This is a genomic window from Azospirillum sp. TSH100, assembly GCF_004923295.1.
GTDB lineage: Bacteria > Pseudomonadota > Alphaproteobacteria > Azospirillales > Azospirillaceae > Azospirillum.
This window is the reverse complement of record NZ_CP039636.1, coordinates 854,677-877,952: the sequence shown is the minus strand read 5'-3', so window position 1 is coordinate 877,952 and position 23,276 is coordinate 854,677. Positions and strand designations below refer to the sequence as shown.

The 23,276-nt window shown below is 68.0% G+C and carries 22 protein-coding genes; 16 read left to right on the top strand and 6 right to left on the bottom strand.

Annotated elements, in window-relative coordinates; all coding sequences use genetic code 11:
- Positions 1 to 5: 5 nt before the first annotated feature.
- The 3 genes from E6C72_RS21410 to E6C72_RS21400 all read right to left on the bottom strand — a co-directional run bounded on the left by E6C72_RS21410 (position 6) and on the right by E6C72_RS21400 (position 1,871).
- Entirely contained in the window at positions 6 to 401 is a 396-nt protein-coding gene (locus E6C72_RS21410) for a cupin domain-containing protein (protein WP_109084673.1), read from the bottom strand.
- 153 nt (positions 402 to 554) lie between these two features.
- Positions 555 to 1,109: an ester cyclase gene (locus tag E6C72_RS21405; RefSeq protein WP_109084674.1), complete on the bottom strand. Its 555-nt coding sequence runs from the start codon at positions 1,107 to 1,109 to the stop codon at positions 555 to 557.
- A 45-nt stretch (positions 1,110 to 1,154) separates the two neighbouring features.
- Complete coding sequence (locus E6C72_RS21400; protein ID WP_109084675.1) at positions 1,155 to 1,871, bottom strand: SDR family oxidoreductase; 717 nt, start codon at positions 1,869 to 1,871, stop codon at positions 1,155 to 1,157.
- A gap of 130 nt (positions 1,872 to 2,001) precedes the next feature.
- On the opposite strand from E6C72_RS21400, the gene E6C72_RS21395 reads away from it, so the two are divergent.
- Positions 2,002 to 2,898: a LysR family transcriptional regulator gene (locus tag E6C72_RS21395; RefSeq protein ID WP_109084676.1), complete on the top strand. Its 897-nt coding sequence runs from the start codon at positions 2,002 to 2,004 to the stop codon at positions 2,896 to 2,898.
- A gap of 20 nt (positions 2,899 to 2,918) precedes the next feature.
- Here the strand turns inward: E6C72_RS21395 and E6C72_RS21390 are convergent, their stop codons facing one another.
- Positions 2,919 to 4,118, bottom strand: a complete 1,200-nt coding sequence (locus tag E6C72_RS21390; protein WP_109084677.1) for an acetyl-CoA C-acyltransferase — start codon at positions 4,116 to 4,118, stop codon at positions 2,919 to 2,921.
- A gap of 140 nt (positions 4,119 to 4,258) precedes the next feature.
- Between E6C72_RS21390 and E6C72_RS21385 the strand changes: the two genes are divergently transcribed.
- Positions 4,259 to 4,843 (top strand): TetR/AcrR family transcriptional regulator, encoded by a 585-nt coding sequence (locus tag E6C72_RS21385; protein ID WP_109084678.1) that lies wholly within the window; start codon positions 4,259 to 4,261, stop codon positions 4,841 to 4,843.
- 13 nt (positions 4,844 to 4,856) lie between these two features.
- Here E6C72_RS21385 and E6C72_RS21380 read toward each other — a convergent pair whose 3' ends face one another.
- Positions 4,857 to 5,165: a putative quinol monooxygenase gene (locus E6C72_RS21380; RefSeq protein WP_109084679.1), complete on the bottom strand. Its 309-nt coding sequence runs from the start codon at positions 5,163 to 5,165 to the stop codon at positions 4,857 to 4,859.
- 358 nt (positions 5,166 to 5,523) lie between these two features.
- Between E6C72_RS21380 and E6C72_RS21375 the strand changes: the two genes are divergently transcribed.
- The 14 genes from E6C72_RS21375 to leuD all read left to right on the top strand — a co-directional run bounded on the left by E6C72_RS21375 (position 5,524) and on the right by leuD (position 22,432).
- Entirely contained in the window at positions 5,524 to 7,866 is a 2,343-nt protein-coding gene (locus tag E6C72_RS21375; RefSeq protein WP_109084680.1) for a mechanosensitive ion channel domain-containing protein, read from the top strand.
- Between the two features lie 165 nt (positions 7,867 to 8,031).
- Positions 8,032 to 8,901, top strand: a complete 870-nt coding sequence (locus E6C72_RS21370) for a GntR family transcriptional regulator (protein WP_109084681.1) — start codon at positions 8,032 to 8,034, stop codon at positions 8,899 to 8,901.
- Between the two features lie 4 nt (positions 8,902 to 8,905).
- Complete coding sequence (locus E6C72_RS21365; RefSeq protein WP_109084682.1) at positions 8,906 to 10,150, top strand: ABC transporter substrate-binding protein; 1,245 nt, start codon at positions 8,906 to 8,908, stop codon at positions 10,148 to 10,150.
- A gap of 108 nt (positions 10,151 to 10,258) precedes the next feature.
- Positions 10,259 to 11,131, top strand: a complete 873-nt coding sequence (locus tag E6C72_RS21360; protein ID WP_109084683.1) for a branched-chain amino acid ABC transporter permease — start codon at positions 10,259 to 10,261, stop codon at positions 11,129 to 11,131.
- A complete protein-coding gene (locus tag E6C72_RS21355) occupies positions 11,128 to 12,126 on the top strand; it encodes a branched-chain amino acid ABC transporter permease (protein WP_109084684.1) in 999 nt (332 codons plus the stop codon). Before E6C72_RS21360 ends, E6C72_RS21355 begins: the two co-directional genes overlap by 4 nt.
- The gene (locus E6C72_RS21350) at positions 12,113 to 12,859 is read left to right on the top strand and encodes an ABC transporter ATP-binding protein (protein WP_109084685.1); all 747 of its coding nucleotides are present in this window, start codon (positions 12,113 to 12,115) and stop codon (positions 12,857 to 12,859) included. The genes E6C72_RS21355 and E6C72_RS21350 overlap by 14 nt, the downstream gene beginning before the upstream one ends.
- Positions 12,852 to 13,565, top strand: a complete 714-nt coding sequence (locus tag E6C72_RS21345; protein WP_109084686.1) for an ABC transporter ATP-binding protein — start codon at positions 12,852 to 12,854, stop codon at positions 13,563 to 13,565. The genes E6C72_RS21350 and E6C72_RS21345 overlap by 8 nt, the downstream gene beginning before the upstream one ends.
- Positions 13,566 to 13,659: 94 nt before the next feature.
- The gene (locus E6C72_RS21340) at positions 13,660 to 14,562 is read left to right on the top strand and encodes an oxaloacetate decarboxylase (protein WP_199228704.1); all 903 of its coding nucleotides are present in this window, start codon (positions 13,660 to 13,662) and stop codon (positions 14,560 to 14,562) included.
- Positions 14,559 to 16,304 carry a hydantoinase B/oxoprolinase family protein gene (locus E6C72_RS21335; protein WP_109084687.1) on the top strand — a complete coding sequence of 582 codons (1,746 nt, stop codon included), beginning with the start codon at positions 14,559 to 14,561 and terminating at the stop codon, positions 16,302 to 16,304. The genes E6C72_RS21340 and E6C72_RS21335 overlap by 4 nt, the downstream gene beginning before the upstream one ends.
- A gap of 19 nt (positions 16,305 to 16,323) precedes the next feature.
- The gene (locus E6C72_RS21330; protein WP_109084688.1) at positions 16,324 to 18,396 is read left to right on the top strand and encodes a hydantoinase/oxoprolinase family protein; all 2,073 of its coding nucleotides are present in this window, start codon (positions 16,324 to 16,326) and stop codon (positions 18,394 to 18,396) included.
- Complete coding sequence (locus tag E6C72_RS21325) at positions 18,393 to 19,007, top strand: cysteine hydrolase family protein (protein WP_109084689.1); 615 nt, start codon at positions 18,393 to 18,395, stop codon at positions 19,005 to 19,007. The genes E6C72_RS21330 and E6C72_RS21325 overlap by 4 nt, the downstream gene beginning before the upstream one ends.
- Positions 19,004 to 20,413 carry an FAD-dependent oxidoreductase gene (locus E6C72_RS21320; RefSeq protein WP_109084690.1) on the top strand — a complete coding sequence of 470 codons (1,410 nt, stop codon included), beginning with the start codon at positions 19,004 to 19,006 and terminating at the stop codon, positions 20,411 to 20,413. Before E6C72_RS21325 ends, E6C72_RS21320 begins: the two co-directional genes overlap by 4 nt.
- Positions 20,410 to 21,831, top strand: coding sequence for a 3-isopropylmalate dehydratase large subunit (leuC, locus tag E6C72_RS21315; protein WP_109084691.1), 1,422 nt, complete (start codon positions 20,410 to 20,412; stop codon positions 21,829 to 21,831). The genes E6C72_RS21320 and leuC overlap by 4 nt, the downstream gene beginning before the upstream one ends.
- Position 21,832: 1 nt before the next feature.
- Positions 21,833 to 22,432, top strand: coding sequence for a 3-isopropylmalate dehydratase small subunit (leuD, locus tag E6C72_RS21310; protein ID WP_109084692.1), 600 nt, complete (start codon positions 21,833 to 21,835; stop codon positions 22,430 to 22,432).
- Position 22,433: 1 nt separating this feature from the next.
- Here the strand turns inward: leuD and E6C72_RS21305 are convergent, their stop codons facing one another.
- Positions 22,434 to 23,249 carry a polyphosphate kinase 2 family protein gene (locus E6C72_RS21305; protein WP_247875530.1) on the bottom strand — a complete coding sequence of 272 codons (816 nt, stop codon included), beginning with the start codon at positions 23,247 to 23,249 and terminating at the stop codon, positions 22,434 to 22,436.
- Positions 23,250 to 23,276 lie beyond the last annotated feature (27 nt).

Genomic DNA, 23,276 nt, shown 5'->3' with positions numbered 1-23,276 from the left:
CGGCGTCACGCGCCGTACTGTTCGTCCGTCACCTTGTCCATCCAATCGACCGCCTTGCCGTCCAACTGCTCCTGGATGGCGATGTGCGTCATTGCCGTGGTGGGCGACGCGCCGTGCCAGTGCTTCTCGCCAGGCGCGAACCAGACCACGTCGCCCGGCCTGATCTCTTCGATCGGCCCACCCTCGCGCTGAACACGGCCGCAGCCGGCGGTGACGATCAGCGTCTGCCCCAGTGGATGGGTGTGCCAAGCGGTGTGGGCGCCGGGTTCAAAAGTGACGCTGGCGGCAGTCGCGCGCGCCGGCGGGTGCGGTGGGAACAGCGGATCGATGCGAACGGTTCCGGTGAACCAGTCGGCCGGTCCCCTGCTGGATGGCTGCGAGCCGGCGCGCGTGATGTCCATGGTCTCGATCCTCCGGTCGTTGTCCAACGCGATGGGGCGGTGGAACAAGAGAAACTAGTCCACGGAACTGCCTGCGATTAGCCCAACGAAGCCGCATGGACTTATGAAAAATATTCATCAACCCCCATGAAGCGTTGCCGGCATGAGGTCCGCTCACGGGGTGATTTTGGCCAGCCCCATCTGCTGGAGCAGGGTCAGATTGTCCTCGATGTGCCAGTTATCGGTGATCCGGCCGTCCTCCACCTTCAGCAGATCGGTGGCGATGAAGCGGATCGGCTGGCCCCCGCCGGGGGTGTTGCCGAAGGTGCCGCTGAAATGGCCGGTGAAGACCATGTGGACGGTGACGTAGCCGCCGGTCACGATCATCTTCTCCACCGTGACACCCAGGTCCGGCACTGCGGCGCGGAAGCCGCGGGAGGCGAAGGACGGCCCCTCCGGACCCTGCGGCCGGCCGGCGGGCAGGGTGCGGTCGGTGAACCGGTCGGAAATCGCCTGCTTCAGAAAGGCGGTGTCTCCACTGTTCCAGAACTCGTAGAAGGCGCGGGCGGCCTTGATGGCGGCATCGCTCCGTGCGTCGGGTTGCGGCGTGGTGACGATCAGGTCGCGGATGGTGACGCCGTCGGCGGCCGCGGAGCTGCCGGCGGGGATGGCGCCCAGGGCCGCCGTGAACAGGGCGGCGCGGGCGAGTTTTTGGACAGCGCTGTGCATGGTGTTGTATTCCGGAAAATGACGTGAGGACGTGCGGCATCGGTTTCAGGCGATGGCGCCGCCGCCGTCCACCCGCACCGTGGAGCCGGTCGCAAAGGGCGTGGTGGCGAGGAACAGCACGGCGTTGGCGATGTCTTCGGCCTGACCGATCCGGCGGGCGGGCAGACGCTGGGCGGCGCCGGCGAACATGGCCTCCCGCTTCTCCTCGGGCAGGCCGGACCACAGCGGCGTTGCGATCAGGCCGGGGGAAACCGCGTTGACCCGGATCGGGGCGAGTTCCAGGGCCAGCCCGCGGGCCAGCGCCTCCAGCGCCGCGTTGATGGCGCCTTGCAGGACCGAGGTTGCGGAGGGACGGACGCTGAGAAAGCCTGAAATGAAGGTCAGCGATCCGGTTTCGCGGATCTTCGCGGTGCGGGCGACGTGATAGGCGCCCCAGAATTTGCTGTCCATGGCGGTACGGGCGTCGGCGACGGCAAGACTGCGCACCGGTCCGCCCGGCGTCTGCGCGGCGGAGATGACGACATGGTCCCAAACCGGTTCCCCGGCGAAGAAACGTTCGACCGCCTCAAGATCGCGGGTGTCGAGCGCGACGGCACGTGCGTCGCCGCCAATCCTGGCAACCGCCGCTTTCAGCTTGTCGTGCGATCGCGAGGCGATGGTGACGGCAGCGTCGGCTTTGGCGGCGGCTATCGCGGTCGCCAAGCCAATGCCGGAACTGCCGCCGATCACCAGCACGCGCATTGTCTTCAAGGTCTGGGTCATGATCCATGTCCTTCAGGGATTCGGTGGGCGTCGCCCGCCGTCTGAAGGGAATTCTAGAACCTCTCCTGATTGGGCAGTATCCTCGCTCGGACTGATATACTCTCCACCAAATGGAAAGAATGCAGCGCTTATGCTGGACGACATCAACGAGCTTCGCACCTTCGTCCGCATCGCCGCCGCAGGCAGTCTGTCGGCCGCCGGGCGCGAGATGAATCTGGCGCTGAGCGTGGTCAGCAAGCGGCTGGCGTCTTTGGAGCGGCGGACCGACACGCGGCTGGTCGCCCGCAGCACCCGGCGGCTTGCCCTGACGGAGGAGGGGCAACGGCTGTACCGGCATGCCCAGCGTATCCTCGCCGAGATCGCGGAGGCGGAAGAGGTGTTGAGCCACGGCCGCGTCGAACCGCAGGGCATTCTGCGGGTGGGAGCGCCGGCGGCACTGGGGCGCATGCATGTCGGCCCGGTCTGCCGCGAGCTTGTCGAAGCCCACCCCCGGATCTCCGTCGATCTGTGCCTGACCGACCGGATGATGGATTTGATCGACGAGGGGATGGATGTGGTGGTGCGGATCGGCGCGCCGAAGGAGTCGACGCTGGTCATGCGCCGGTTGGCCGACAACCACCGCATCGTGGTCGGCGCGCCGGCCTATCTGGATCGCCGCGGCTGGCCGGTCTCACCGGAAGAACTGGAGGACCACGATTGCATCCAGTATCGCGGCACCGGTGGTCGCTGGCGCCTGATCGGCCCCGGTGGTGCGGTGGCGGAGGTGGACACCGCTTCCCGCCTGCGCAGCGACAATGGCGACATCGCCCAGGATTGGGCGCTTGCCGGCTGCGGCCTGATATGGAAGTCGCAGATCGACGTTCAGGACGATCTGGCCGCCGGCCGGCTGCGGCGGGTGCTGCCGGACTGGCACGGCGCCCCCGCACCGGTCTGTGCCCTCTTCCCCTCCCAACGGCAGCTGCCGACGCGCGTGCGTCTGTTCCTGGACACCATGGCGCGCCGGCTGAACCGGGAGGGTGCCGGCTGAGAAACGCCCGTCCGGGCGGCTCAGCCCACCCGTTCGATGGCGATCGCCGTAGCCTCGCCGCCGCCGATGCACAGGGAGGCGATGCCTCGCGTCAGCCCGCGCGCCGCCAGGGCATGCAGCAGGGTCACGATCAGCCGCGCCCCGGTGGCACCGATCGGGTGGCCGAGCGCGCAGGCCCCGCCATTGACGTTAAGCCGGTCGGGATCGATGCCCAGGTCGCGCTGGGCCGCCATGGCGACGACGGCGAAGGCCTCGTTGATCTCGAACAGGTCGACGTCGCCCACCGACCAGCCAATCTTGTCCAGCAGTTTCCGGATCGCCGGGATCGGCGCGGTGGTGAACCAGGCCGGGTCCTGGCTGTGGGTGGCGTGGCCACGGATCGCGGCCAGGATCGGCAGTCCGGCGGCCTCGGCCACCGATCGCCGGGTCAGGACCAGGGCTGCGGCGCCGTCGGCATTGGCCGACGAACTGGCTGCGGTGATCGTCCCATCCCGGCGGAAGGCCGGCTTCAGTGCCGGGATCTTGTCGGGGGAGACCTTCAGCGGGTTCTCGTCCTGCTCGACCATCCGCTCCCCGCCTTTGGCAGGAACCGCGACGGGCACAATCTCGGCTGTGAAGGCTCCGCTTTCGACCGCCGCGCGGGCGCGGGTCAGCGTCCTGGCCGCATAGGCGTCCTGCTCGGCGCGGGTGAAGCCATAGGCATCGGCCGTCGCCTCGCCGAAATCGCCCATGGCGCGGCCGCCTTCATAGGCGTCCTCCAGCCCGTCCAGCATCATGTGGTCCAGCAGCCGGTCATGGCCGATGCGGTAGCCGCCGCGGGCCTTCGCCAGCAGGTAGGGGGCGTTGGTCATCGACTCCATGCCGCCGGCCACCATGATGTCGGCCGACCCGGCGCGGATCAGGTCGTGGGCGAGCATGGTCGCCTTCATGCCCGACCCGCAGACCTTGTTGATCGTGGTGGCTCCGGTCGCATCGGGCAGCCCGGCGCCGCGCGTCGCCTGCCGGGCTGGTGCCTGCCCCTGTCCGGCCGGCAGGACGCAGCCGAACAGCAACTCGTCGACGCTGGCAGGCGACAATCCGGCACGCTCAACCGCTGCAGCAATGGCGCGGGCGCCGAGCGTGGTGGCCGGCAGAGCCGACAAATCCCCCTGGAAGCGCCCGAGTGGCGTGCGGACGGCAGACACGATGACGACGGGATCCTGATTTGAAGCATTCGGCATGGTCGCGGTCTCCGGATCGGCAGCCCGGCTGGGCCGTCAATTAAATGATGAACGTCATGTTTGCATAATTGATGATGAACGTCATATAATTTGTCAATGGTCTCCGGTCGCAATGTGGAGACAGTCAGGGAAGGCGGAACATGCGGGTGAGCAAGGAGCAGGCGGCGGAGAACCGGCGCCGGGTTGTCGAGGTGGCGAGTGCGCTGTTCCGCGAGCGCGGATTCAATGGAATCGGCGTCGCCGACCTGATGAAGGAGGCCGGCCTGACCCATGGCGGCTTCTATGGCCAGTTTGCGTCCAAGGAGGATCTGGCGGCGGAGGCCTGTGCCCATGCAATGGGTATGGCGGCGGAGCGTTGGGGACGGACAGCGGAAACGCAGGGTGCTGATGCGCTGGCGGCCCTGCTGGACAGCTATCTGTCGGTCCGCCACCGTGACCACAGCGCCGCCGGCTGTCCGATCGCCGCACTTGGCATCGACGCCGCGCGGCAGGGCGGGGTGGCGCGTAGCGCCTTTACCCGCGGGCTGCGGCCCTTTCTGAATGTGCTGGACCGCCTGATTCCCTGCCGTTCGGCAGAGGCGAGGCGCAGGACGGCGCTCGCCACACTGTCGGGGATGGTCGGCGCCCTGATCCTCGCGCGTGCCGTCGACGATCCTGCCCTGTCGGCAGAGATTCTCGATGCGGCACGCACGAGCCTTGGCAAGCCGGCGGTGGGCGTGCCCTGACCGGCAGGACCGATCAGGCGATGCGGCGCAACAGGTCGATGCGCAGCGGTTCGCCCAACAGCGTGTCGAACTGCGCGGCGAGGGCGGTAAAGGCCGCGGCCTTGGCATGGGTGTCGAGTGCGGCCTGATCCTGCCAGATCTCGTACATCACGACGGTGCCGGGCTTCTCGCGGCTGACATGGGCGGCGTAGGCGAGGCAGCCGGGTTCCTTCAGCACGTCCGGCACAATGGCGGTGATGGCGTCGGCCAGCGCCTGCTCCTGGCCCGGCTTGGCGACGAGATAGGCCACAAGCTGCACTTGCTCACTGGGTGGAATGGTCATGGTGGTGTCTTCCCTCACGGACGGCCTTCACCGATGGTTCGATCCGAGGCTTTGCAATGCCGGACTTCCGCCAATCCTGGCTTGCGCCGCACTCTCTGGCAACCCGGCTCCTCTGCCTCTGACGAAGGGATAGACCGCCGGGACTGAAAACAAAAAGCGCATGGTTGCGATTTCAGCGACAACGAAATCGAATTGATCCGACGCCAGCCGTTCTCTCCGTCCGGTGACGCCCGTTCGGGATTCTCTGCGGCCGTAGGCTTGCCTATGGTGTATGCCGTCGCAGACCCGTGGCGCAGCGTGACGATCTGCCTACCCGTCCTGTTGTCGGCGGATTGCCAATCCAACGTTTCAGGAGCCCATGGTTTTTGCCGTATGCAGCGCGTCAGCGTCCGCAAACCGTTGCCGGTGGACGTCCGGCGTCGTCATCATCCTGTTCTATCTCGTCTCCGCCGGCATGTCGCTTCTTGCCTCGGCCGGTCCGGCCTCCGCGCAGTCACCGCTGCCGACACCGGTTCCCGCGACAGGTTCAGCGGCAACTGCGGCGGCGGACCCAAATCCGAAAGAAATCGGACGCCTGATCGACTCGCTGGAAAGCCCGGCGAAGCGCGAGGAACTGCTGAACCAGTTGAGGGCCTTGCAGCAGGCCGAACAGGCGTTCAAGCCCGAACGGGAGACCGAAGGGCTCGGCACCCGTCTGCTGACCGTCCTGTCGGCGCGTCTGGACAATCTGGGGGAGGAGGTCCGGACAACGGGAGAGGTGGTGCTGAACGCGCCGCAGGGAATGCGCTGGTTGCAGCGGCAGGTGCTGGACCCGGCACGGCAGGCAACCTGGGCGTGGCTGTTCGCCGAACTCGCCCTCGTCCTCCTCGCCGGGCACAGCGTCAGGTTGATCACGACACGGCTGCTGAGCCGGCCGCGGTCGATCCTGGCGGCGCGGCCTTTCCGGTCCGCGATTGCCAAGGTGCCGCTGCTGCTGGTCCGCGCCATGATGGACCTCGCGCCGATCGCCGCCTTCGCCTTTGCCGGCTTCGGCGTGCTGGTGCTGATCGACCCGCCGGCGGCTGTCCGGTTGCTGGGCGTCGCTTTCCTGAATGCCAGCCTCTTTGTGCAGGTGGTGCTGCTGGTGATGCGTGGGCTGCTGTCCCCGCGCTCGACCAATCTGCGGCTGATCGCGATCAGTGACGCGTCGGCACGTCGTCTGCTGGTGTGGAGCCGGGCCATCGCCTCCTCCACCGTCTACGGCCTGTTCGCTGCCGGGACGGCGCGGACGCTGGGGCTGCCGGAGCAGTCCTACGACACGCTGGTGAAGCTGGTCGGGCTTGCCGATGCGATCATGCTGACCGTCCTGGTCCTGCGAAGCCGGGTCGCCGTGGCCTCCTGGCTGCGCGGGGAGATCTCGGCCGCTCCGTCTGTTCCAGAGCAGGGCGGGCCGGAGCAGGGGCGGGCGGTGCCGCCCGCCGCGAGGATGACGCGGCCCGGCCGCCTTCTGCGCGCCGCCGGCCGGCGTCTCGCCAATGTCTGGCATGCCGTTGCCATCCTCTACATCGTCGCCCTGTTCGTCATCTGGGCACTGGATGTCGAAGGCGGGTTGTGGTTCGTCCTGCGGGCGACCGCCGTATCGCTGGCGGTGATCGCGATTGCGCGGATCGTCGGGCGCGGAATCGCCCGGGGCTCCAGTGCGCTGCGTCGTCGTCTGGATCGCCAGCACTCGACCTGGGGCGACCAGCGCATCAAGCGCTATGTCGGGCCGGGCACCCGGCTGATGCACTGGTCGGTCGTGATGGTGACCGGACTGGTGGTGCTGGATGCCTGGGGACTGAACGTGCGCGGGGCGCTGGAAACTGCCCTTGGCTGGCGGCTCATCGGCTCCAGCCTCGCCATTCTGCTGGTGGGGGCCATCGCGCTTGCCGTGTGGGAGCTGACGAATGTTGTCATCGAGCGGACTCTCGCCACCACCGATCGCCATGGCCACACCATCCAGCGCAGCGCGCGGATACGCACCCTGCTGCCCCTGCTGCGCAACGCGCTGATGGTGCTGCTGACCACCTTCGTGACGCTGATCGCCCTGTCGGAACTGGGGCTGGACATCGGGCCGTTGCTGGCCGGTGCCGGCGTGGTCGGGCTTGCCGTCGGCTTCGGTGCCCAGACACTGGTGAAGGACGTCATCACAGGCCTGTTCATCCTGTTCGAGGACACGATCTCGATCGGCGACGTGGTGAATGTCGGCGGAAAGGGCGGTCTGGTGGAGGGCATCACCATCCGCACCATCCGCCTGCGTGATTTCGATGGAACCGTCCACACCGTGCCGTTCAGCGCGGTGACCAGCATTTCCAACATGACCAAGGACTTCAGCTATTACGTCTTCGACGTCACCGTGGCCTATCGCGAGGATGTCGACCGCGTGGTGTCGGTGCTGCACGAGATTGGGGCAGGGCTGCGCGCCGACCCGCGCTTCGCGCCGCTGATCCTGGAACCGCTGGAGGTGCTGGGGATCGACGCCTTCCAGGAATCCGCCGTCCTGGTGAAGGCCCGCATCAAGACCTTGCCGATCCAGCAATGGACTGTCGGCCGCGAGTTCAACGGCCGGATGAAGAAGCGCTTCAACGAGTTGGAGATCGCCATCCCGTTCCCGCAGCGCATCCTGCATGTCGCGTCGACCGCCATCCCAAGGGCGAACGCCTACGGCGAAGCGGCGGAGTGACGGCTCCCTTGCGTCAGGGCCTTTGGATTCCGACCTCGATCGTCCGCTCCCCCAACATCGCCATTGACCAAAGCTGTATTATATATCATACAGGTTCCTGTCTGGTGAGTGGACAGCTTTGGTTCCTGGTTGGGCGGTTTCCAGTGGACGGGGAGGCGGAGTGCTGTGAAGTCGGCGGTCGAACCTCTGAAGGCGCGCAGGATCTATCTGCTGCTGCGCGACCGCATCGTCGCCGGCGAGCTGCCGCCGGGCGGGCGGCTGCCGGGCGAACCGGCGCTGGCGGCCGAACATGCGGTGTCGCGGGTCACCGTGCGCCGGGCGCTGGATCTGCTGGAAAAGGAAGGGCTGGTTCAGCGCAAGGCCGGATCGGGCACCTTCGTCCATGACAGGCGCGCCGTCCGGCCGATCGTCGCCGATCTGTCGAACGTGCTGTCGCACCTGATCGACATGGGCCGCAGCACCGATGTGAAGCTGCTGTCATTCGGTTACGGCGTTCCCTCGGACCAGATTGCCGAGAGCCTCGGACTGAAACCGGGCGAGCGGGTTCAGCGGTCGGTGCGCGTGCGTCTGATCGATGGGGAGCCCTTTTCCTATTTGACCACCCATGTGCCGGAATGGATCGGCCTGACCTATTCTGAGGCCGAATTGGCGGCTCGTCCATTGCTGGAACTGATCGAGCGGTCGGGCGTGACGACGGAGCGCGCGACCCAGGCGATCAACGCCACGCTCGCCGGCCCTGAGGCGGCGACCGCACTGGACCTGGAGATCGGGTCGCCGCTGCTGACCCTGACCCGCATCGTCTACGAGCCGTCGGGCCGTGGCGTGGAGCATCTCCACGCGCTGTACCGGCCCGACCGCTACAGCTTCCACATGGATCTGGTGCGCACCGGCAGCGACGGCGAGCGGCGTTGGAGCCCGGCGCTCGGCTGGCCGCGCGGCCAGGACAAGAGCAAGGCCGAAAAAAGCAAAACCGACAAAAACAAATCGGGCGAAAAGCCCACCCGCGCCCCGCGGGTCATCAAACAGAGGAGTTGAGCGTATGGGACGTTCGGTTCAGGACTCCATCCTCTTGGGCATTTCCCGCCGCACGGTGCTGAAGGCCGGTGCAGCGGCGGCCGCGGTGACGACACTGCCCTTTGCCGCACCGTCGGCGCTGCGGGCGCAGACCCCGGTGGTGAAGATCGGCATTCTCCAGCCGGTGACCGGTGCGCTTGCCCATGACGGCGATCTCGGCCGCGCCGGTGCGGAGATGGCGATCAACGAGATCAACGGGGCCGGTGGCATCAAATCGCTCGGCGGCGCAAAACTGGAAATGGTCTTCGGCGACGCCCGCTCCACCCCCGAGGCCGGCACGCAGGAGGTCGAGCGCATGCAGGCCGAAGGTGTTTCCGCCATCGTCGGCGGCTTCGCCAGCCCAATCTGCCTTGCCGCCTCGCAGGCGGCAGCACGCTATGACCTGCCTTATCTGGTCGACGTCGGCGTGTCGGACCAGATCATGGCGCGCGGCCTGACCAACACCTTCCGCTTCAGCCCCGGTTTCGGCAAGGTCACGCAGGTGGCGCTCGACAACCTGACCGCCATCAACGATAAGGCGGACAAGCCGGCCAGGACCGTCGTCCTGGTGCATGAGGATGGGTTGTTCGGCTCCGGCCTCGCCAAGCTGTTGCAGGCCGAACTGCCCAAGCGCGGCTTCGAGGTCCTGGAGACCATCGCCCACCCGACGCCGGCGCGCGACATGTCCAATGTGGCGCTGCGCATCCGCTCGCTGAACCCCGATCTGGTGATCCCGTCGAACTACTATGGCGAGTTCGTGCTGCTCGCCCGCACCATGCAGCAGCAGCGCATCAAGCCGAAGGGCATCTACGCCATCCTGGGCGGGGCGGCGTCGAACGGCCGCTTCGTCAAGGAGTTCCCGCAGGCGGCGCAGAACGTCATCGACTGCAACCACTGGCACGATCCGAAGAACCCGAAGGCGCTGGCCCTGCGCAAGGCGGTGGAAGGGCAGGGCAAGTCCTTCGCCTACAATGTCTCGCTGAATTACTCGAACGTGCTGCTGCTGGCCGACGCCATCGAGCGCGCGGCCTCGACCGACCGCAAGAAGATCATCGAGGCGCTGAACGCCTCCACCTTCGACGGCCACATCATGCCCTACGGCCCGACCAAGTTCGTCAACGGTCAGAACGAAGGCGCCACCCCGATCAACACCCAGATCCAGGGCGAGGACATCAAAGTGATCTTCCCCGACGCGTTCGCCGAGGCGAAGGCCAACTTCCCGGCGGCCTGACCGGTTCTTTCGCCGTCGCACCTCCGCATTCCCCCACCCGTCCGGGAGGCCGCAAGCCGGCAGACCCGGTGCGGGTGAGGGGACCATTCCCCTCATGCGCGGGCTGCCATGTATTCCCCTCAGATCATTCTGGAAGCGGCGCTGAACGGTCTGATGACCGGTGCGGTCTATGCCCTGATCGCGCTTGGCCTGACTTTGATTTACGGCGTGCTCCACATCATCAACTTCGCCCATGGCGCGCTTTTGACCTGCGCGATGTTCGCGGTCTGGATCGCCTGGGCGGTGCTCGGTATGGACCCCTATCTCGCCATCCTGCCGCTGGTGCCGTTGATGTTCGTCCTCGGCTACGGCCTGCAACGCTTCGTCATCGGGCCGGCCAGCCATGGTGATGATGGTAACATCCTGCTGGTTACGCTGGGCCTGTCCATCGTGCTGGAGAATGTGCTGCTGGCGTTGTTCCAGTCGGATACCCGCACGCTCGACACCGACTATTCCTTCCAGGTGGTGGCGCTGGGGCCGCTGCTGCTCAGCTACCCGCGCCTGATCGGGCTTGGGGTGGCGGTGGTGGTCACCGGTCTCTTGTGGCTGGTGCTGAACCGCACCGATACCGGCAAGGCGATCCGTGCGGTCGCCAAGGAGAAGCTGGGCGCCAATCTGGTCGGCATCGACGTGCCGCATGTCTATGCCGTCACTTTCGGGCTGGGCTGCGCCTGTCTTGCCGTCGCGGCGGGTCTGCTGATGCCGACCTTCTACGTCAACCCGCGCATCGGCGGCGCCTTCGTGCTGGTCGCCTTCACCGTGGTGGTGCTGGGCGGCATGGGCTCGCTGCCCGGCGCGCTGCTGGGCGGACTGTTCATCGGTGTGGTGGAGAGCCTGTGCGGCCTGTTCCTGGGCGACAGCCTGGGCCAGATCGGCATCTTCCTGATCTTCATCGCCGTGCTGCTGGTGCGGCCGACCGGACTGTTCGGAGCCAAGGCATGACCGCGCGCGACCTGATCCCGATCGCCGTCCTGACCATTCTGGCGGCGCTGCTGCCGCTGGTCGTGACCTCCAGCCCGGTGCTGAATTTCCTGGTCTTCATGTTGATCGTCGCGCTTGGGGCGCAGGGCTGGAACATCCTGGGCGGCTTCGGCGGCCAGTTCAGCTTCGGCCACGCCGCCTTCTTCGGCACCGGCGCCTATGTGACGGCGATTCTGCAACTGCGCTATGGCGTCAACGCCTGGGCCGGGCTGATGCTGGCGACGGTTGCCGGCGCCGTGGTCGGCTGGGTCATCGGCTTTCTCAGCTTCCGGTCGGGCCTGCGCGGCTCCTACTTCGCGCTGGTGACGCTGGCCTTCGCCGAGGTGTTCCGCATCCTCGCCAACGCCGCCTCCTTCACCGGCGGCGCGGCGGGCCTGCTGATCAAGCTCGATGTGCGCCCCGCCAACCTGCAATTCGCCGACCGGACGGTCTTCTATTGGCTGGTGCTGGCCTTCGTGGTCGCGGTTCTGCTGCTGACCCGCTGGATCCAGCGCTCCCGCTTCGGGGCGCAGCTGGTGGCGGTGCGCGAGAACGAGGATGCGGCCAAGGCGCTGGGCGTCAATTCCCTTCGGGTCAAGCTGCGCGCCATCGCCCTGTCCGGCGGGGTCACGGCGCTGTCCGGCTGCCTCTATGCGCAATACTTCCTCTACATCGACGCCAACATCGCCTATGGCAGCTGGATTTCGGTGGAGCTTCTGCTGGCCCCGATCATCGGCGGGGTCGGCACCGTCTTCGGCCCGGTGGTCGGGGCGCTGACCCTGCACGGGCTGGGTGAGGTCGCCAAGCAGTTCGCCGGCCGCATTCCCGGCATCGACCTGATCGTCTTCGGCGGCGTGCTGGTGCTGGCCGTGGCCTTCGCCCGCGGCGGCATCCTCGGCCTGCTGGAGCGGCTGCGCGACCGTAGCCGCAGGATGGTCACGCGCGGACCCAAGGAGGTTTCCCATGCTGGCCGTTGAGAGCGTTTCCAAGCGGTTCGGCGGGCTGATGGCGGTGGACAGCGCGACGCTGTCCTTGCAACCCGGCGGCATCATCGGGCTGATCGGCCCGAACGGTGCCGGCAAGACCACGCTGTTCTCGATGATCTCCGGCTTCGTCGCGCCGACCGACGGGCGCATCCGCTTCGAGGGCACCGACATCACCGCCGAGGAGCCGCACCGCCGGGCGGAACGTGGCATCGGCCGCACCTTCCAGATCGTCCAGCCCTTCGCCGGGCTGACGGTGTGCGAGAACATCGCGGTCGGCGCCTATCTGCGCCATGCCAGGCGCGCCGACGCCACCGCCAAGGCGCGCGACGTGGCCCGCCGCGTCGGGCTGGGGAGCGAGCTGGACCGGCCGGCCGGCGGACTGACGGTGGCCGGGCGCAAGCGGCTGGAACTGGCCCGCGCGCTCGCCACCGAACCGAAGCTTCTGCTGCTGGACGAGGTACTGGCCGGTCTCAACCCGTCGGAGATCCGCGACATCATCCCGGTGATCCGGAGTATCCGCGACGAAGGGGTGACGATCCTGATGATCGAACACGTCATGCAGGCGGTGATGAACCTGTGCGAGCGCGTCTATGTGTTGGCACAGGGCCGCATGATCGCCGAGGGGCCGCCCGCCGTCGTCTGCGCCGACACCCGCGTGATCGAGGCCTATCTCGGCCATGGCGCCGCCGCCCGGCTGAAGGCGGAGGGGGCGGCCCATGGCTGAGCAGCTTCTGGAAATCCGTGGCCTGAGGACCGGCTATGGCGCCACCGAGGTGCTGCGCGGCATCGACATGGCCGTCCATGCCGGCGAGATCGTCACCGTGCTCGGCTCCAACGGCGTCGGCAAGACGACGCTGAACAAGGTGCTGTCGGGCGTGCTGCCGCCCTGGACCGGCGAGATCCGCTTCGGCGGCACCCGCATCGACGGCAAATCCGCCGCCCGCATCGTCGAGGAGGGGCTGATCCAGGTGCCGGAGGGCCGCAAGATCTTCCCCAACCTGTCGATCCGCGAGAATCTGGAACTCGGCAGCTATCGGCGCGGCAAGCCGAACCGGGCGCGGAACCTGGAGCGCATCTTCGCCACCTTCCCCCGCCTGAAGGAGCGCGAAGGCCAGTTCGCCGGCACGCTCTCCGGCGGCGAACAGCAGATGCTGGCGATCGGCCGCGGCATGATGGCCGAACCGCGCCTGCTGATCCTCGACGAGCCGTCGCTCGGTCTCTCGCCCCTGGTGGTGGAGGAGATGTTCGGGCTGATCCGCAAGCTGAACGCCGACGGTCTGGCGATCCTGCTGGTGGAGCAGAACGTCGTCCAGTCGCTGGAGGTCGCCCGCCGGGCCTACATCCTCGAAAACGGCGTCTTCGCGCTGTCGGGACCGTCCGACGAGATCGCGCGCGACCCCGAATTGAAACGCACCTATCTGGGACTGTGAGCGATGCGCGCTCCGGCCCTCTCCCGACATCTTCCAACCCTGACCCTGTGGCGCCGCGACGGCTTCGCGTGGCGCCGCCGGGGGAGCGCTTGACATGACCGTCCCCAGCATCAGTTTCCGGGACCGACTGGCCCAGGACCGTGTCGTCCTGGCGCCCGGCGTCTATGACGCCTTCACCGCTTCGATGGCCGCCGCCGCCGGGTTCGAGGCACTCTATCTGTCGGGCGCCGCCATCGCCTATACCCGGCTCGGCCGGCCCGATATCGGGCTGGTTTCGGTCAGCGAGGTGGCCGACACCATCGCCCTGGTGCGCGACCGGGTGCCGACACCGCTGATCGTCGATGCCGACACCGGATACGGCAACGCGCTGAACGTGCAGCGCACCGTGCGCATGTTCGAGCGGGCCGGCGCCACCGCCTTGCAGCTTGAGGACCAGAGCTTTCCCAAGCGCTGCGGCCACCTGACCGACAAGGCGGTGATCCCGGCCGGTGAGATGGCCGGGAAGATCAAGGCGGCGGTCGATGCCCGCGCCAACGGGAACACCCTGATCGTCGCCCGCACCGACGCGGTGGCGGTGGAAGGCGTTTCGGCGGCGCTGGACCGCGCCCGGCTCTATGTCGAGGCCGGTGCCGACGTGCTGTTCGTCGAGGCGCCGAAGAGCCGGGAGCAGCTGTCCGCCATCGCCACCGACCTGGGCGGCATCCGTCCGCTGCTGGCGAACATGGTGGAAGGGGGACAGACGCCGATCAGCTCCGCCGCCGAGTTGGGCGAACTGGGCTACCGGCTGGTGATCTTCCCCGGCGGAATCGTGCGGGCGCTCGCCCGGCAGGCGCAGGACTATTACGGCTCGCTGGCGCAGCACGGCACGACCCAGCCCTTCCGCGACCGCATGTTCGACTTCAACGCGCTGAACGAGCTGATCGGCACGCCGGAGATGCTGGCGCTCGGCGAGACCTACAAGGACTTTTCACCCGCCATGCGGGAGGACGCAGCATGACCACGAAAACCGCAGCAATCGATCCCGTCACGCTCGCCGTCCTGAAGGGCCGGCTGGAGCAGATCGCCGACGAGATGGACGCCACACTCTACCGCTCCGCCTTCAACCCGATCATCGCCGAGGCGCGCGACGCCTGCCACGGCCTCTATCATGCCGAGACCGGCGCCACGCTGGTGCAGGGCACCAACGGCCTGCCGATCTTTGTCGGCGCCATGGCCTTCGCCGTCAAGGCGGTGATCGACAAGGTGGCGAAGGAGGGCGATCTCCATCCCGACGACATCTTCCTGTTCAACGATCCCTATGACGGCGGCACCCATCTGAACGATTTCCGTCTGGTGCGGCCGATCTTCCGCCAGGGGCGGCTGTTCTGCTGGATGGCGTCGGTCGGCCACTGGCTCGACATCGGCGGCAATGTGCCGGGCAACTTCAACGCCCGCGCCACCGACAGCTTCCAGGAGGGCGTGCGCATTCCGCCGGTGAAGCTGGTCAGGGCCGGCGTGATGAACCATGACCTTCTGGCGATTCTCGCCGCCAATTCCCGCGTGCCGGTGTCGAATTACGGCGACCTGAACGGCCAGCTGAACGCGCTGGATCTGGGCGTGCGCCGCCTGACGGAGCTGCTGGACGAGCATGGCGAGGAGACGGTCTCCGCCGCCTTCGACGCCTTCACCGCGCGGGCCGACGCGCTGATGCGCAGCGCCGTGTCCAAGCTGCCGGACGGCGTCTACAGCTTCGAGGATTATCTGGACAATGACGGCATCACGGCGGACCGGCTGCGCATCGCGCTGGACCTGACAATCGCCGGCGACCGGATGACGCTCGACTTCTCGCGCTCATCGGCGCCCTGCGCCGGGCCGCTGAACATCGCCTATTCCACCGCGGTGGCCTGCTGCTACGTCGCGCTGAAGCATGTCTTCACCGACGTGCCGGCCAATGCCGGCTGCCTCAACCCGATCACCTTCGTCATCCCGGAAAGCACGCTGCTGGCGGTCAAGCCGCCCAAGCCGGTCGGCGGCTATACCGAGACGATCCTGCGCGTGATCGGCGTGGTGTTCGGCGCGCTGGCGCTTGCCGATCCGGCCCGCGCCACCGCCGCCCCCTTCGGTACCATCAACGCGCTGTCGCTGGCCGGTCACCGCAAGGACGGCTCGCGCTGGGTCATGTTCTCCTTCTTCGGCGGCGGGCTGGGCGGCAATCCGGAGACGGACGGGCTGAACCACGCCAACAACCCGATCTCCACCGCCACCATCCCGCCGGTGGAAATCCTGGAGGCCGCTTATCCGGTGATGTTCACCCAATGGGCGCTGCGTCCGGACTCCGCCGGGGCCGGCCTGCATCGCGGCGGGCTGGGTGCGGTCTATGAGATCGAGGCGCTGACCGACGCCGACGTCTTCCTGCTGGGCGAGCGCGGCGTCTTCGCGCCGTTCGGCGTCGCCGGCGGCAACCCTGCGGCACTGAACCGCTTCAGCTGGCAGAGTGACGAAGGCGAGAAATCGCCGCCGCTCGCGTCCAAGGTCACCGATGTGAAGATCCGCGACGGCCAGCGGGTGCGGCTGGAGACGCCGGGCGGCGGCGGTTGGGGCGACCCGAAGCGTCGCGATGCGCAGGCCGTCGCCCGCGACGTGCGACTGGGCTATCTCGGCCGTGAGGCGGCGCGCAGTGCCTACGGCGTGGCGCTGACCGATGACGGCGCGCTCGACATCGCCGCCACCGCGACCCTGCGCGAATCCCCCGCCGCCTGACGAACCCGGAAGCAAGACCATGAGCAACGGTATCAACAAGGGTGCAATCGTCGGCGTCGATGTCGGCGGCACCTTCACCGACCTGTTCCATTACGACGAGGTGCGCGGCAGCTTCCGCACCGCCAAGGTCCCGTCCAACCGCGGCGACGAGGCGGTCGGCTTCCTGGCCGGTCTCCAGAGCTTCGGCCCGGTGGCGGAACTGGGCTCCATCGTCCACGGAACCACCGTCGGCACCAACGCTCTGCTGGAGCGCAAGGGCGCCAAGGTCGGGCTGATCACCACCGCCGGCTTCCGCGACGTGCTGGAGATGCGCCGCCGCGACCGACGCCACACCTGGGGCCTGTGGGGCGATTTCGTCCCTGTCGTCGATCGCGACATGCGGCTGGAGGTGGCGGAGCGCACGCTGGCCGACGGCACCATCCGCACCGAGATCGACCCGGAGGAGGTCCGCGCCGCCGCCCGCAAACTTGCCGACCAGGGGGCGGAGGCGCTCGCCATCGTCTTCATCAACGCCTACGCCAACCCGGCCAACGAGCTGGCTGCGCTGGAGGCGGCGCGCGAGGTCTGGCCGAACGCCAACCTCGAATGCTCGTCGCGCATCCTGCCGGAAATCCGCGAGTTCGAGCGCACCTCCACCACCGCGCTGAACGCCTATCTCCAGCCGGTGGTCGGCAGCTATCTCGCCAAGCTCGACAATGTGCTGGCGGGGGAGGGCTTCGGTGGGCGCTTCCACATCGTGCAGTCGAACGGCGGCGTCATGTCCACCGACACCGCCCGGCGGCTGCCGGTGCGCACCGCCCTGTCGGGACCGGCGGCCGGCGTCATCGCGGCGGCGGCGATCTCCAAGGCGGCGGGCTTCCCCAACGTCATCACCGGCGATCTCGGTGGCACCAGCTTCGACGTGTCGCTGGTGGTGGAGGGGCAGACCATGCTGGCCGCCCAGACCACCATCGATTTCGGTCTGGTCGTCCGCACGCCGATGATCGAGATCACCACCATCGGCGCCGGCGGCGGTTCCATCGCCGGGGTCGATCCCGGCGGCATGCTGCAGGTCGGGCCGGAAAGCGCTGGTTCGCGGCCGGGGCCGGTCTGCTACGGCCAGGGCAACACGCGGCCGACGCTGACCGACGCCAATGTCCTGCTCGGCCGCATCAATGCCGAGCGTCCCATCGGCGGCAAGCTGGCGCGGCTGGACGTCGACGCCGCCCGCGCGGCAATCGCCACCCATGTCGCCGAGCCGCTGGGCCTCGACGTGATGGCGGCGGCGGAAGCGGTGGTGCGCATCGCCAACAGCAAGATGGCCGGCGCCATCCGTCTGGTCTCCATCGAGCGTGGCCACGATCCGGCCAAATTCGCCGCAGTGCCCTTCGGCGGCGGCGGGGCGCTGCATGTCGGCGCGCTGATCAAGGAAGTCGGACTGAAGGCGGCGCTGGTGCCGCGCTTCCCCGGCGTGACCTCGGCGCTCGGCTGCGTCATCGCCGACATCCGCCACGATCAGGTGCAGACGGTCAATCTGCCGCTGGTGGGCATCGACGCACGCTCGCTCGACCGCCGCATGGTCGAGGAGGCGACGGCCGCCCGCGCCGTGGTGCAGTCCGCCGGCCTCAGCGTCGAGCGCATCGACCTCGTCTTCGAACTCGACATGCACTACATCGGCCAGACCCACACAGTCGCCGTGCCGCTGCCGGTGTCGGTGCAGGACGGCACCACCGGCATCGACGAGGCGACCATCCGCGCCGCCTTCGAGCGCGCTTATCAGGCCTCCTTCAGCCGGCTGTTGCCGGGTGTCGGCGCCAAGATCGTCAATCTGCGCACAGCCGCCATCGGCCGGCGTCCGCATTTCGACCTCTCCGCGCTCGCTCCGGCGGCCGGGACGACGGTGGGGGGCGCCTATGCCGGGTCGCGGCCGGTGTGGTTCGACGGAGCCTGGCATGAGGCGGCTGTCTACAACCGGCTGGATCTGCCGGCCGACGCTGTGATCCAGGGGCCGGCGATCCTCGAACAGCCGGATGCCACCACCGTCATCGACCCCGACCTGTCCGCCCGCGTCGACCGCTTCGGCAACGTCATCGTGGAAAGGAACGCCCGATGAACGGCACAGCCATTACCATCGAGCGCACCGCCCTGCTGGTCTGCGACCTGCAGAACGACTTCATCCACCCGGACGGCGCCTATGGCCGCGCCGGGCAGACGGCACCTGAGATCCTCGAATTGCCAGAGCGGGTGAAGCCGCTGGCCGACTTGCTGCGCGCGCGTGGCGGCTGGGTGATCTCGACCAACTTCACATTGGTGTCCGGCCGCGGCGGCGAGCCGATGATCTCACCCCACTTGAAGACGCTGCGTCCTTTCCTTGCCAAGGGCGATTTCAAGCCGGGCAGTTGGGGGCATCGTACGGTGGACGCCCTCCAGCCCGTCGATGTCGAGGTGGAGAAGGTCGCCTATTCCGCTTTCTACATGTCGCGGCTGGAATGGGTGCTGGCGAAATGCGGGGTGGAGCGGCTGCTGGTCTGCGGCATCGTCACCAATGGCGGCGTCGCCTCGACCGTGCGCGACGCCCATGTCCGCGATTTCGACACCATCGTGCTGGAAGACGGCACCGCCGCCTTCACGCCGCAACTGCATGAGGTGTCCATCGCTGCGCTGCGCCCGGTCTGTCGGGTTGCGACCGTCGCCACGATGCTGGAGGAGATGGCGACCTCATGAGCCGCATCCTGCCTGCGGACGGCGTGGAGTTCGAGTTCACCGTCCCCGTCGTCATCATCGGCGGCGGAGCGGCCGGGATGGTCGCCGCGCTCGCCGCCCATGAGCAGGGCGCCGGCGTTCTAGTGCTGGAGCGTGATGCGCTGCCCCAGGGCTCCACTGCCCTGTCGGCCGGGCTGATTCCAGCGCCGGGCACCCGATGGCAACGCGATGCAGGGATCGAGGACAGCCCGGATCGCTTTGCCGCCGACATCGCCGCCAAGGCGAAGGGCGAACCCGATCCGGGCGAGGTTGCCCGCGTCGCCGGAGCGGTGGGGCCGGCGCTGGAGTGGCTGGCCGACCGCTATGGGCTGCCCTTCTCTGTGGTGGATAATTTCAGTTATCCGGGACACAGCGCCCGGCGCATGCACGGCTTGCCCAGCCGGTCGGGGGCGGAGCTGATCGACCGGCTGCGCGGGGCCGTCGAAGCCGCCGGCATCGACGTGCTATGCGAGGCGCATGTCACCGCCCTCCATGCCGATGGCGCGCAGGTTCGCGGCGTCGAGGTCACCCGTCCGGACGGCAGCGTCGAGCGGGTCGGCTGCGGTGCGCTGGTCCTCGCCTGCAACGGCTATGGCGGTAACAAGGCGCTGGTCGGGCGGCATGTGCCGGAACTGGCCGACGCGCTCTATTTCGGCCATCCTGGCAACCAGGGCGACGCGCTGCTGTGGGGCGAGGCGCTGGGCGCCGCCACCCGGCATCTGTCGGGGCATCAGGGGCACGGCTCCGTCGCGCATCCGGCGGGCATCCTCGTCACCTGGGCGACGATCACCGAGGGCGGCGTGCAGGTGAACACTGCGGGGCGGCGCTTCTCCAACGAGGCGCAGGGCTATTCGGAACAGGCCGCCGTCGTGCTGCGCCAGCCGGACGGTATCGCCTGGACAATCTTCGATGAGCGCATCGCCGCCATCGCCCGCCAGTTCGAGGATTTTCGGCAGGCTGAGGCGATGGGTGCAGTTTTGAGTGCCGACACGCCGGCCGAGCTTGCCCGGCAGATGAAAATCGATGGGGACGCTCTCGCTGCGGCGCTGGCCGATGTCGACCGGCTGAAAACGGAGGGCGGAACCGACGGGTTCGGCCGTGACTTCACCGGCTCGGCCCCGCTGGCTGCTCCTTACCGGGCGGTCCGCGTCACCGGCGCGTTGTTCCACACCCAGGGCGGGCTGGTCGTCGATGACGAGGCCCAGGTTCTGGACGGGCAGGGCAGGCCGCTGCCGAACCTCTATGCCGCCGGCGGCGCTGCCTGCGGCGTGTCGGGATCCAAGGCGTCCGGCTATCTGTCCGGCAACGGACTGCTGACCGCGGTGGCGCTGGGGCGCATCGCCGGCTCCGCCGCTGCAAGCGCCGTAAAGGAGGAAACCAACCGATGACCTCGCAGCCACGCAGCCTGTTCGAGAAGGTGTGGGACGCTCATGTCGTGGCGACCCGGCCGGACGGTCAGGCCCTGCTTGCCATCGACCGTCATTTCCTGCATGAGGGCTCCTTCCACGCCTTCGGCATGATCGATCATGCCGGCCGCAAGGTACGCCGGCCGGAGCTGACCTTCGCCGTTGCCGACCATTACGTGCCCTCGCACAGCCGGGCCAAGCCGATCGCCGATCCCGAGATCGCCAACATGGTGACGATGCTGGAGACCAATGCCGGCCGACATGGCCTGCGCCATTTCGGCCTGCATGACCCGGCCCAGGGCATCGTCCATGTGCTGGCGCCGGAACAGGGGCTGACGCTGCCCGGCCTGACCATCGTCTGTGGCGACAGTCACACCTCGACCCACGGGGCTTTTGGGGCGCTCGCCTTCGGCATCGGCGCAACCGAGGTCTCGCATGTGCTGGCGACCCAGACCCTGTGGCAGCGCCGGCCGAAGACTATGCGCATCACCGTGGACGGGGTGCTGGGGTCGCACGTTACGGCCAAGGACCTGATTCTGGCGGTGATCGCCGCCATCGGTGCCGACGGGGCCGCCGGCCATGTCATCGAATATGCCGGCAGCGCCATCGGCGCCCTGTCGATGGAAGGCCGGCTGACCGTCTGCAACATGTCGATCGAGGCGGGGGCGCGGGCCGGCATGATCGCCCCCGACGACACCACCTTCTCCTGGATCGAGGGACGGCCTTTCGCCCCGAAGAGCCTGCTTTTCGACCTTGCGGTGGAGCACTGGCGGACCCTGTCCAGCGACCCGGGTGCCAGTTTCGACCGTGAGGTGAGGCTGGACGCCGCCGACATCGCCCCGGCCGTGACCTGGGGCACCAGCCCGGAAACCGCGGTGCCGGTGACCGCGGCGGTTCCCGACCCCGTTGCGGAGGCCGATCCGGTGCGCGCCGGCCAGATGCGCAAGATGCTCGACTATATGGGACTGGCCCCTGGCATGGCTCTGGAGGAGGTGTCCATCGACCGCGTCTTCATCGGTTCCTGCACCAATGCCCGGCTGGAGGATCTGCGTGCCGCCGCCGCCGTGCTGCGCGGCCGGCGGGCGGTGGTGCCGGGGCTGGTGGTGCCGGGCTCCGTCCCGGTGCGCCGGCAGGCGGAGGCGGAGGGGCTGGACCGAATCTTCATCGACGCCGGGCTGGAGTGGGGGGAGCCGGGCTGCTCGATGTGCGTCGGCATCAACGGCGACCTCGTTCCGGCGGGCGAGCGCTGCGCCTCCACCACCAACCGCAACTTCCCCGGCCGCCAGGGGCCGAACGCCCGCACCCATCTGATGAGCCCGGCGATGGCCGCCGCCGCCGCCGCGACCGGCAGGCTCACCGATGTCAGAAAGCTCGATGTCCGCAAGCTGGGAGGCGCATAGGATGGACCCGTTCGTCACGCTGACCGCACCGGCGGTGCCGCTCGACATCGCCAACATCGACACCGACCAGCTCCTGCCCGCCCGCTTCCTGAAGAAGCCGCGCAGCGCCGGCTATGGCAACTTCCTGTTCCATGACGAGCGCAAGCCGGGCTTTCCCCTGGACGATCCCGCCTATGCCGGCGCCCGCGTGCTGGTGAGCGACCGCAATTTCGGCTGCGGGTCATCGCGCGAGGGGGCGGTCTATGCGCTGGTGGATGGCGGGTTCCGCTGCGTCATAGCCCCCAGCTTCGGCGACATCTTCGCCGCAAATGCCGCCAAGAACGGCCTGCTGACCGTCACCCTGCCGGAGGAGACGGTGGCCGACCTGCGCCGCCAGTTGCAGGGGGCGCCGGGAGCCACCGTCACCGTGGACCTGCCGGCCCAGACCCTGAGCGGTCCGGACGGCCGGGCGCTGTCCTTCGCCATCGACCCGTTCAAGAAGGACTGCCTGGTCGGAGGGCTCGACGACGTGGCCCTGACCCTGCGCCACCAGGACGCCATCGACGCCTTCGACCGGACGGACGCGGAGCGGCGTCCCTGGGTGGTGCCGGGGGCGGGCTGATTTACTCCGCCTCGATCCCCAACACCTCCGCGGCGATTCTGGCGACGTTGCCGTTGACCGGGGGAGGGGCGATGTTCACGCCCTCCTTCAGGGCGGCAGTGACGATCTCCAGCACCTTGAGCCGGGCGTGCCATTTGGAGTTCGCCTCCACCGCGTGCCAGGGCGCGTTGGAGGTAGAGGTGCGGTCGAACATCGCCTCCGCCGCCTTGACGTAGTCGTCCCATTTGGCGCGGTTGCGCAGATCCTCCTCCGTCAGCTTCCAACGCTTGTAGGGGTTCTTCATCCGCTCGCGGAAGCGCTCCAGCTGTTCTTCCGGAGTGATGTGCAGGAACAGCTTGACGATGCGCACGCCGTCGTCGGTCAGCAGCCGCTCGAACTCGTTGATCTCGTCATAGGCGCGCTTCCACTGGTCCTTGGTGGCGAACTTCTCCACCCGTTCCACCATGACGCGGCCGTACCAGGACCGGTCGAATATGGCGAAAGTGCCGGCCGCCGGCAGCTTGGTCCAGAAGCGGTACAGGTAATGCTTTCCCTGTTCCTCCTCGGTCGGGGCGGAGATCGGCCAGACATGGAAGCCGCGGGGGTCGAGCGGCTCGGTCATGCGACGAATGGCCCCGCCCTTGCCGGCGGCATCCCAGCCCTCGAACAGCACGATGGCGCGGCGTTTCTCGTGCCAGTAGGTCTGCTGGATGTGCAGCAGTTCCTTCTGCAGCTTGCCGAGTCGGCGGTCATACTCCTCCGCCGTCTCGATCCGCGCCTGGTCCTGGTCCAGTTTACCGAGGCGGATTTTCGAGACCTTGCCGGGCTTCTCGGCCATGCGCTGCATCCTGTGCTGGTGGGGTGG

Coding starts and splice junctions, on each gene's coding strand:
- E6C72_RS21410 (WP_109084673.1), bottom strand. CDS start 401: ATGGACATCACGCGCGCCGGCTCGCAGCCATCCAGCAGGGGACCGGCC.
- E6C72_RS21405 (WP_109084674.1), bottom strand. CDS start 1,109: ATGCACAGCGCTGTCCAAAAACTCGCCCGCGCCGCCCTGTTCACGGCG.
- E6C72_RS21400 (WP_109084675.1), bottom strand. CDS start 1,871: ATGACCCAGACCTTGAAGACAATGCGCGTGCTGGTGATCGGCGGCAGT.
- E6C72_RS21395 (WP_109084676.1), top strand. CDS start 2,002: ATGCTGGACGACATCAACGAGCTTCGCACCTTCGTCCGCATCGCCGCC.
- E6C72_RS21390 (WP_109084677.1), bottom strand. CDS start 4,118: ATGCCGAATGCTTCAAATCAGGATCCCGTCGTCATCGTGTCTGCCGTC.
- E6C72_RS21385 (WP_109084678.1), top strand. CDS start 4,259: ATGCGGGTGAGCAAGGAGCAGGCGGCGGAGAACCGGCGCCGGGTTGTC.
- E6C72_RS21380 (WP_109084679.1), bottom strand. CDS start 5,165: ATGACCATTCCACCCAGTGAGCAAGTGCAGCTTGTGGCCTATCTCGTC.
- E6C72_RS21375 (WP_109084680.1), top strand. CDS start 5,524: ATGGTTTTTGCCGTATGCAGCGCGTCAGCGTCCGCAAACCGTTGCCGG.
- E6C72_RS21365 (WP_109084682.1), top strand. CDS start 8,906: ATGGGACGTTCGGTTCAGGACTCCATCCTCTTGGGCATTTCCCGCCGC.
- E6C72_RS21360 (WP_109084683.1), top strand. CDS start 10,259: ATGTATTCCCCTCAGATCATTCTGGAAGCGGCGCTGAACGGTCTGATG.
- E6C72_RS21355 (WP_109084684.1), top strand. CDS start 11,128: ATGACCGCGCGCGACCTGATCCCGATCGCCGTCCTGACCATTCTGGCG.
- E6C72_RS21350 (WP_109084685.1), top strand. CDS start 12,113: ATGCTGGCCGTTGAGAGCGTTTCCAAGCGGTTCGGCGGGCTGATGGCG.
- E6C72_RS21345 (WP_109084686.1), top strand. CDS start 12,852: ATGGCTGAGCAGCTTCTGGAAATCCGTGGCCTGAGGACCGGCTATGGC.
- E6C72_RS21340 (WP_199228704.1), top strand. CDS start 13,660: ATGACCGTCCCCAGCATCAGTTTCCGGGACCGACTGGCCCAGGACCGT.
- E6C72_RS21335 (WP_109084687.1), top strand. CDS start 14,559: ATGACCACGAAAACCGCAGCAATCGATCCCGTCACGCTCGCCGTCCTG.
- E6C72_RS21330 (WP_109084688.1), top strand. CDS start 16,324: ATGAGCAACGGTATCAACAAGGGTGCAATCGTCGGCGTCGATGTCGGC.
- E6C72_RS21325 (WP_109084689.1), top strand. CDS start 18,393: ATGAACGGCACAGCCATTACCATCGAGCGCACCGCCCTGCTGGTCTGC.
- E6C72_RS21320 (WP_109084690.1), top strand. CDS start 19,004: ATGAGCCGCATCCTGCCTGCGGACGGCGTGGAGTTCGAGTTCACCGTC.
- leuC (WP_109084691.1), top strand. CDS start 20,410: ATGACCTCGCAGCCACGCAGCCTGTTCGAGAAGGTGTGGGACGCTCAT.
- leuD (WP_109084692.1), top strand. CDS start 21,833: ATGGACCCGTTCGTCACGCTGACCGCACCGGCGGTGCCGCTCGACATC.
- E6C72_RS21305 (WP_247875530.1), bottom strand. CDS start 23,249: ATGGCCGAGAAGCCCGGCAAGGTCTCGAAAATCCGCCTCGGTAAACTG.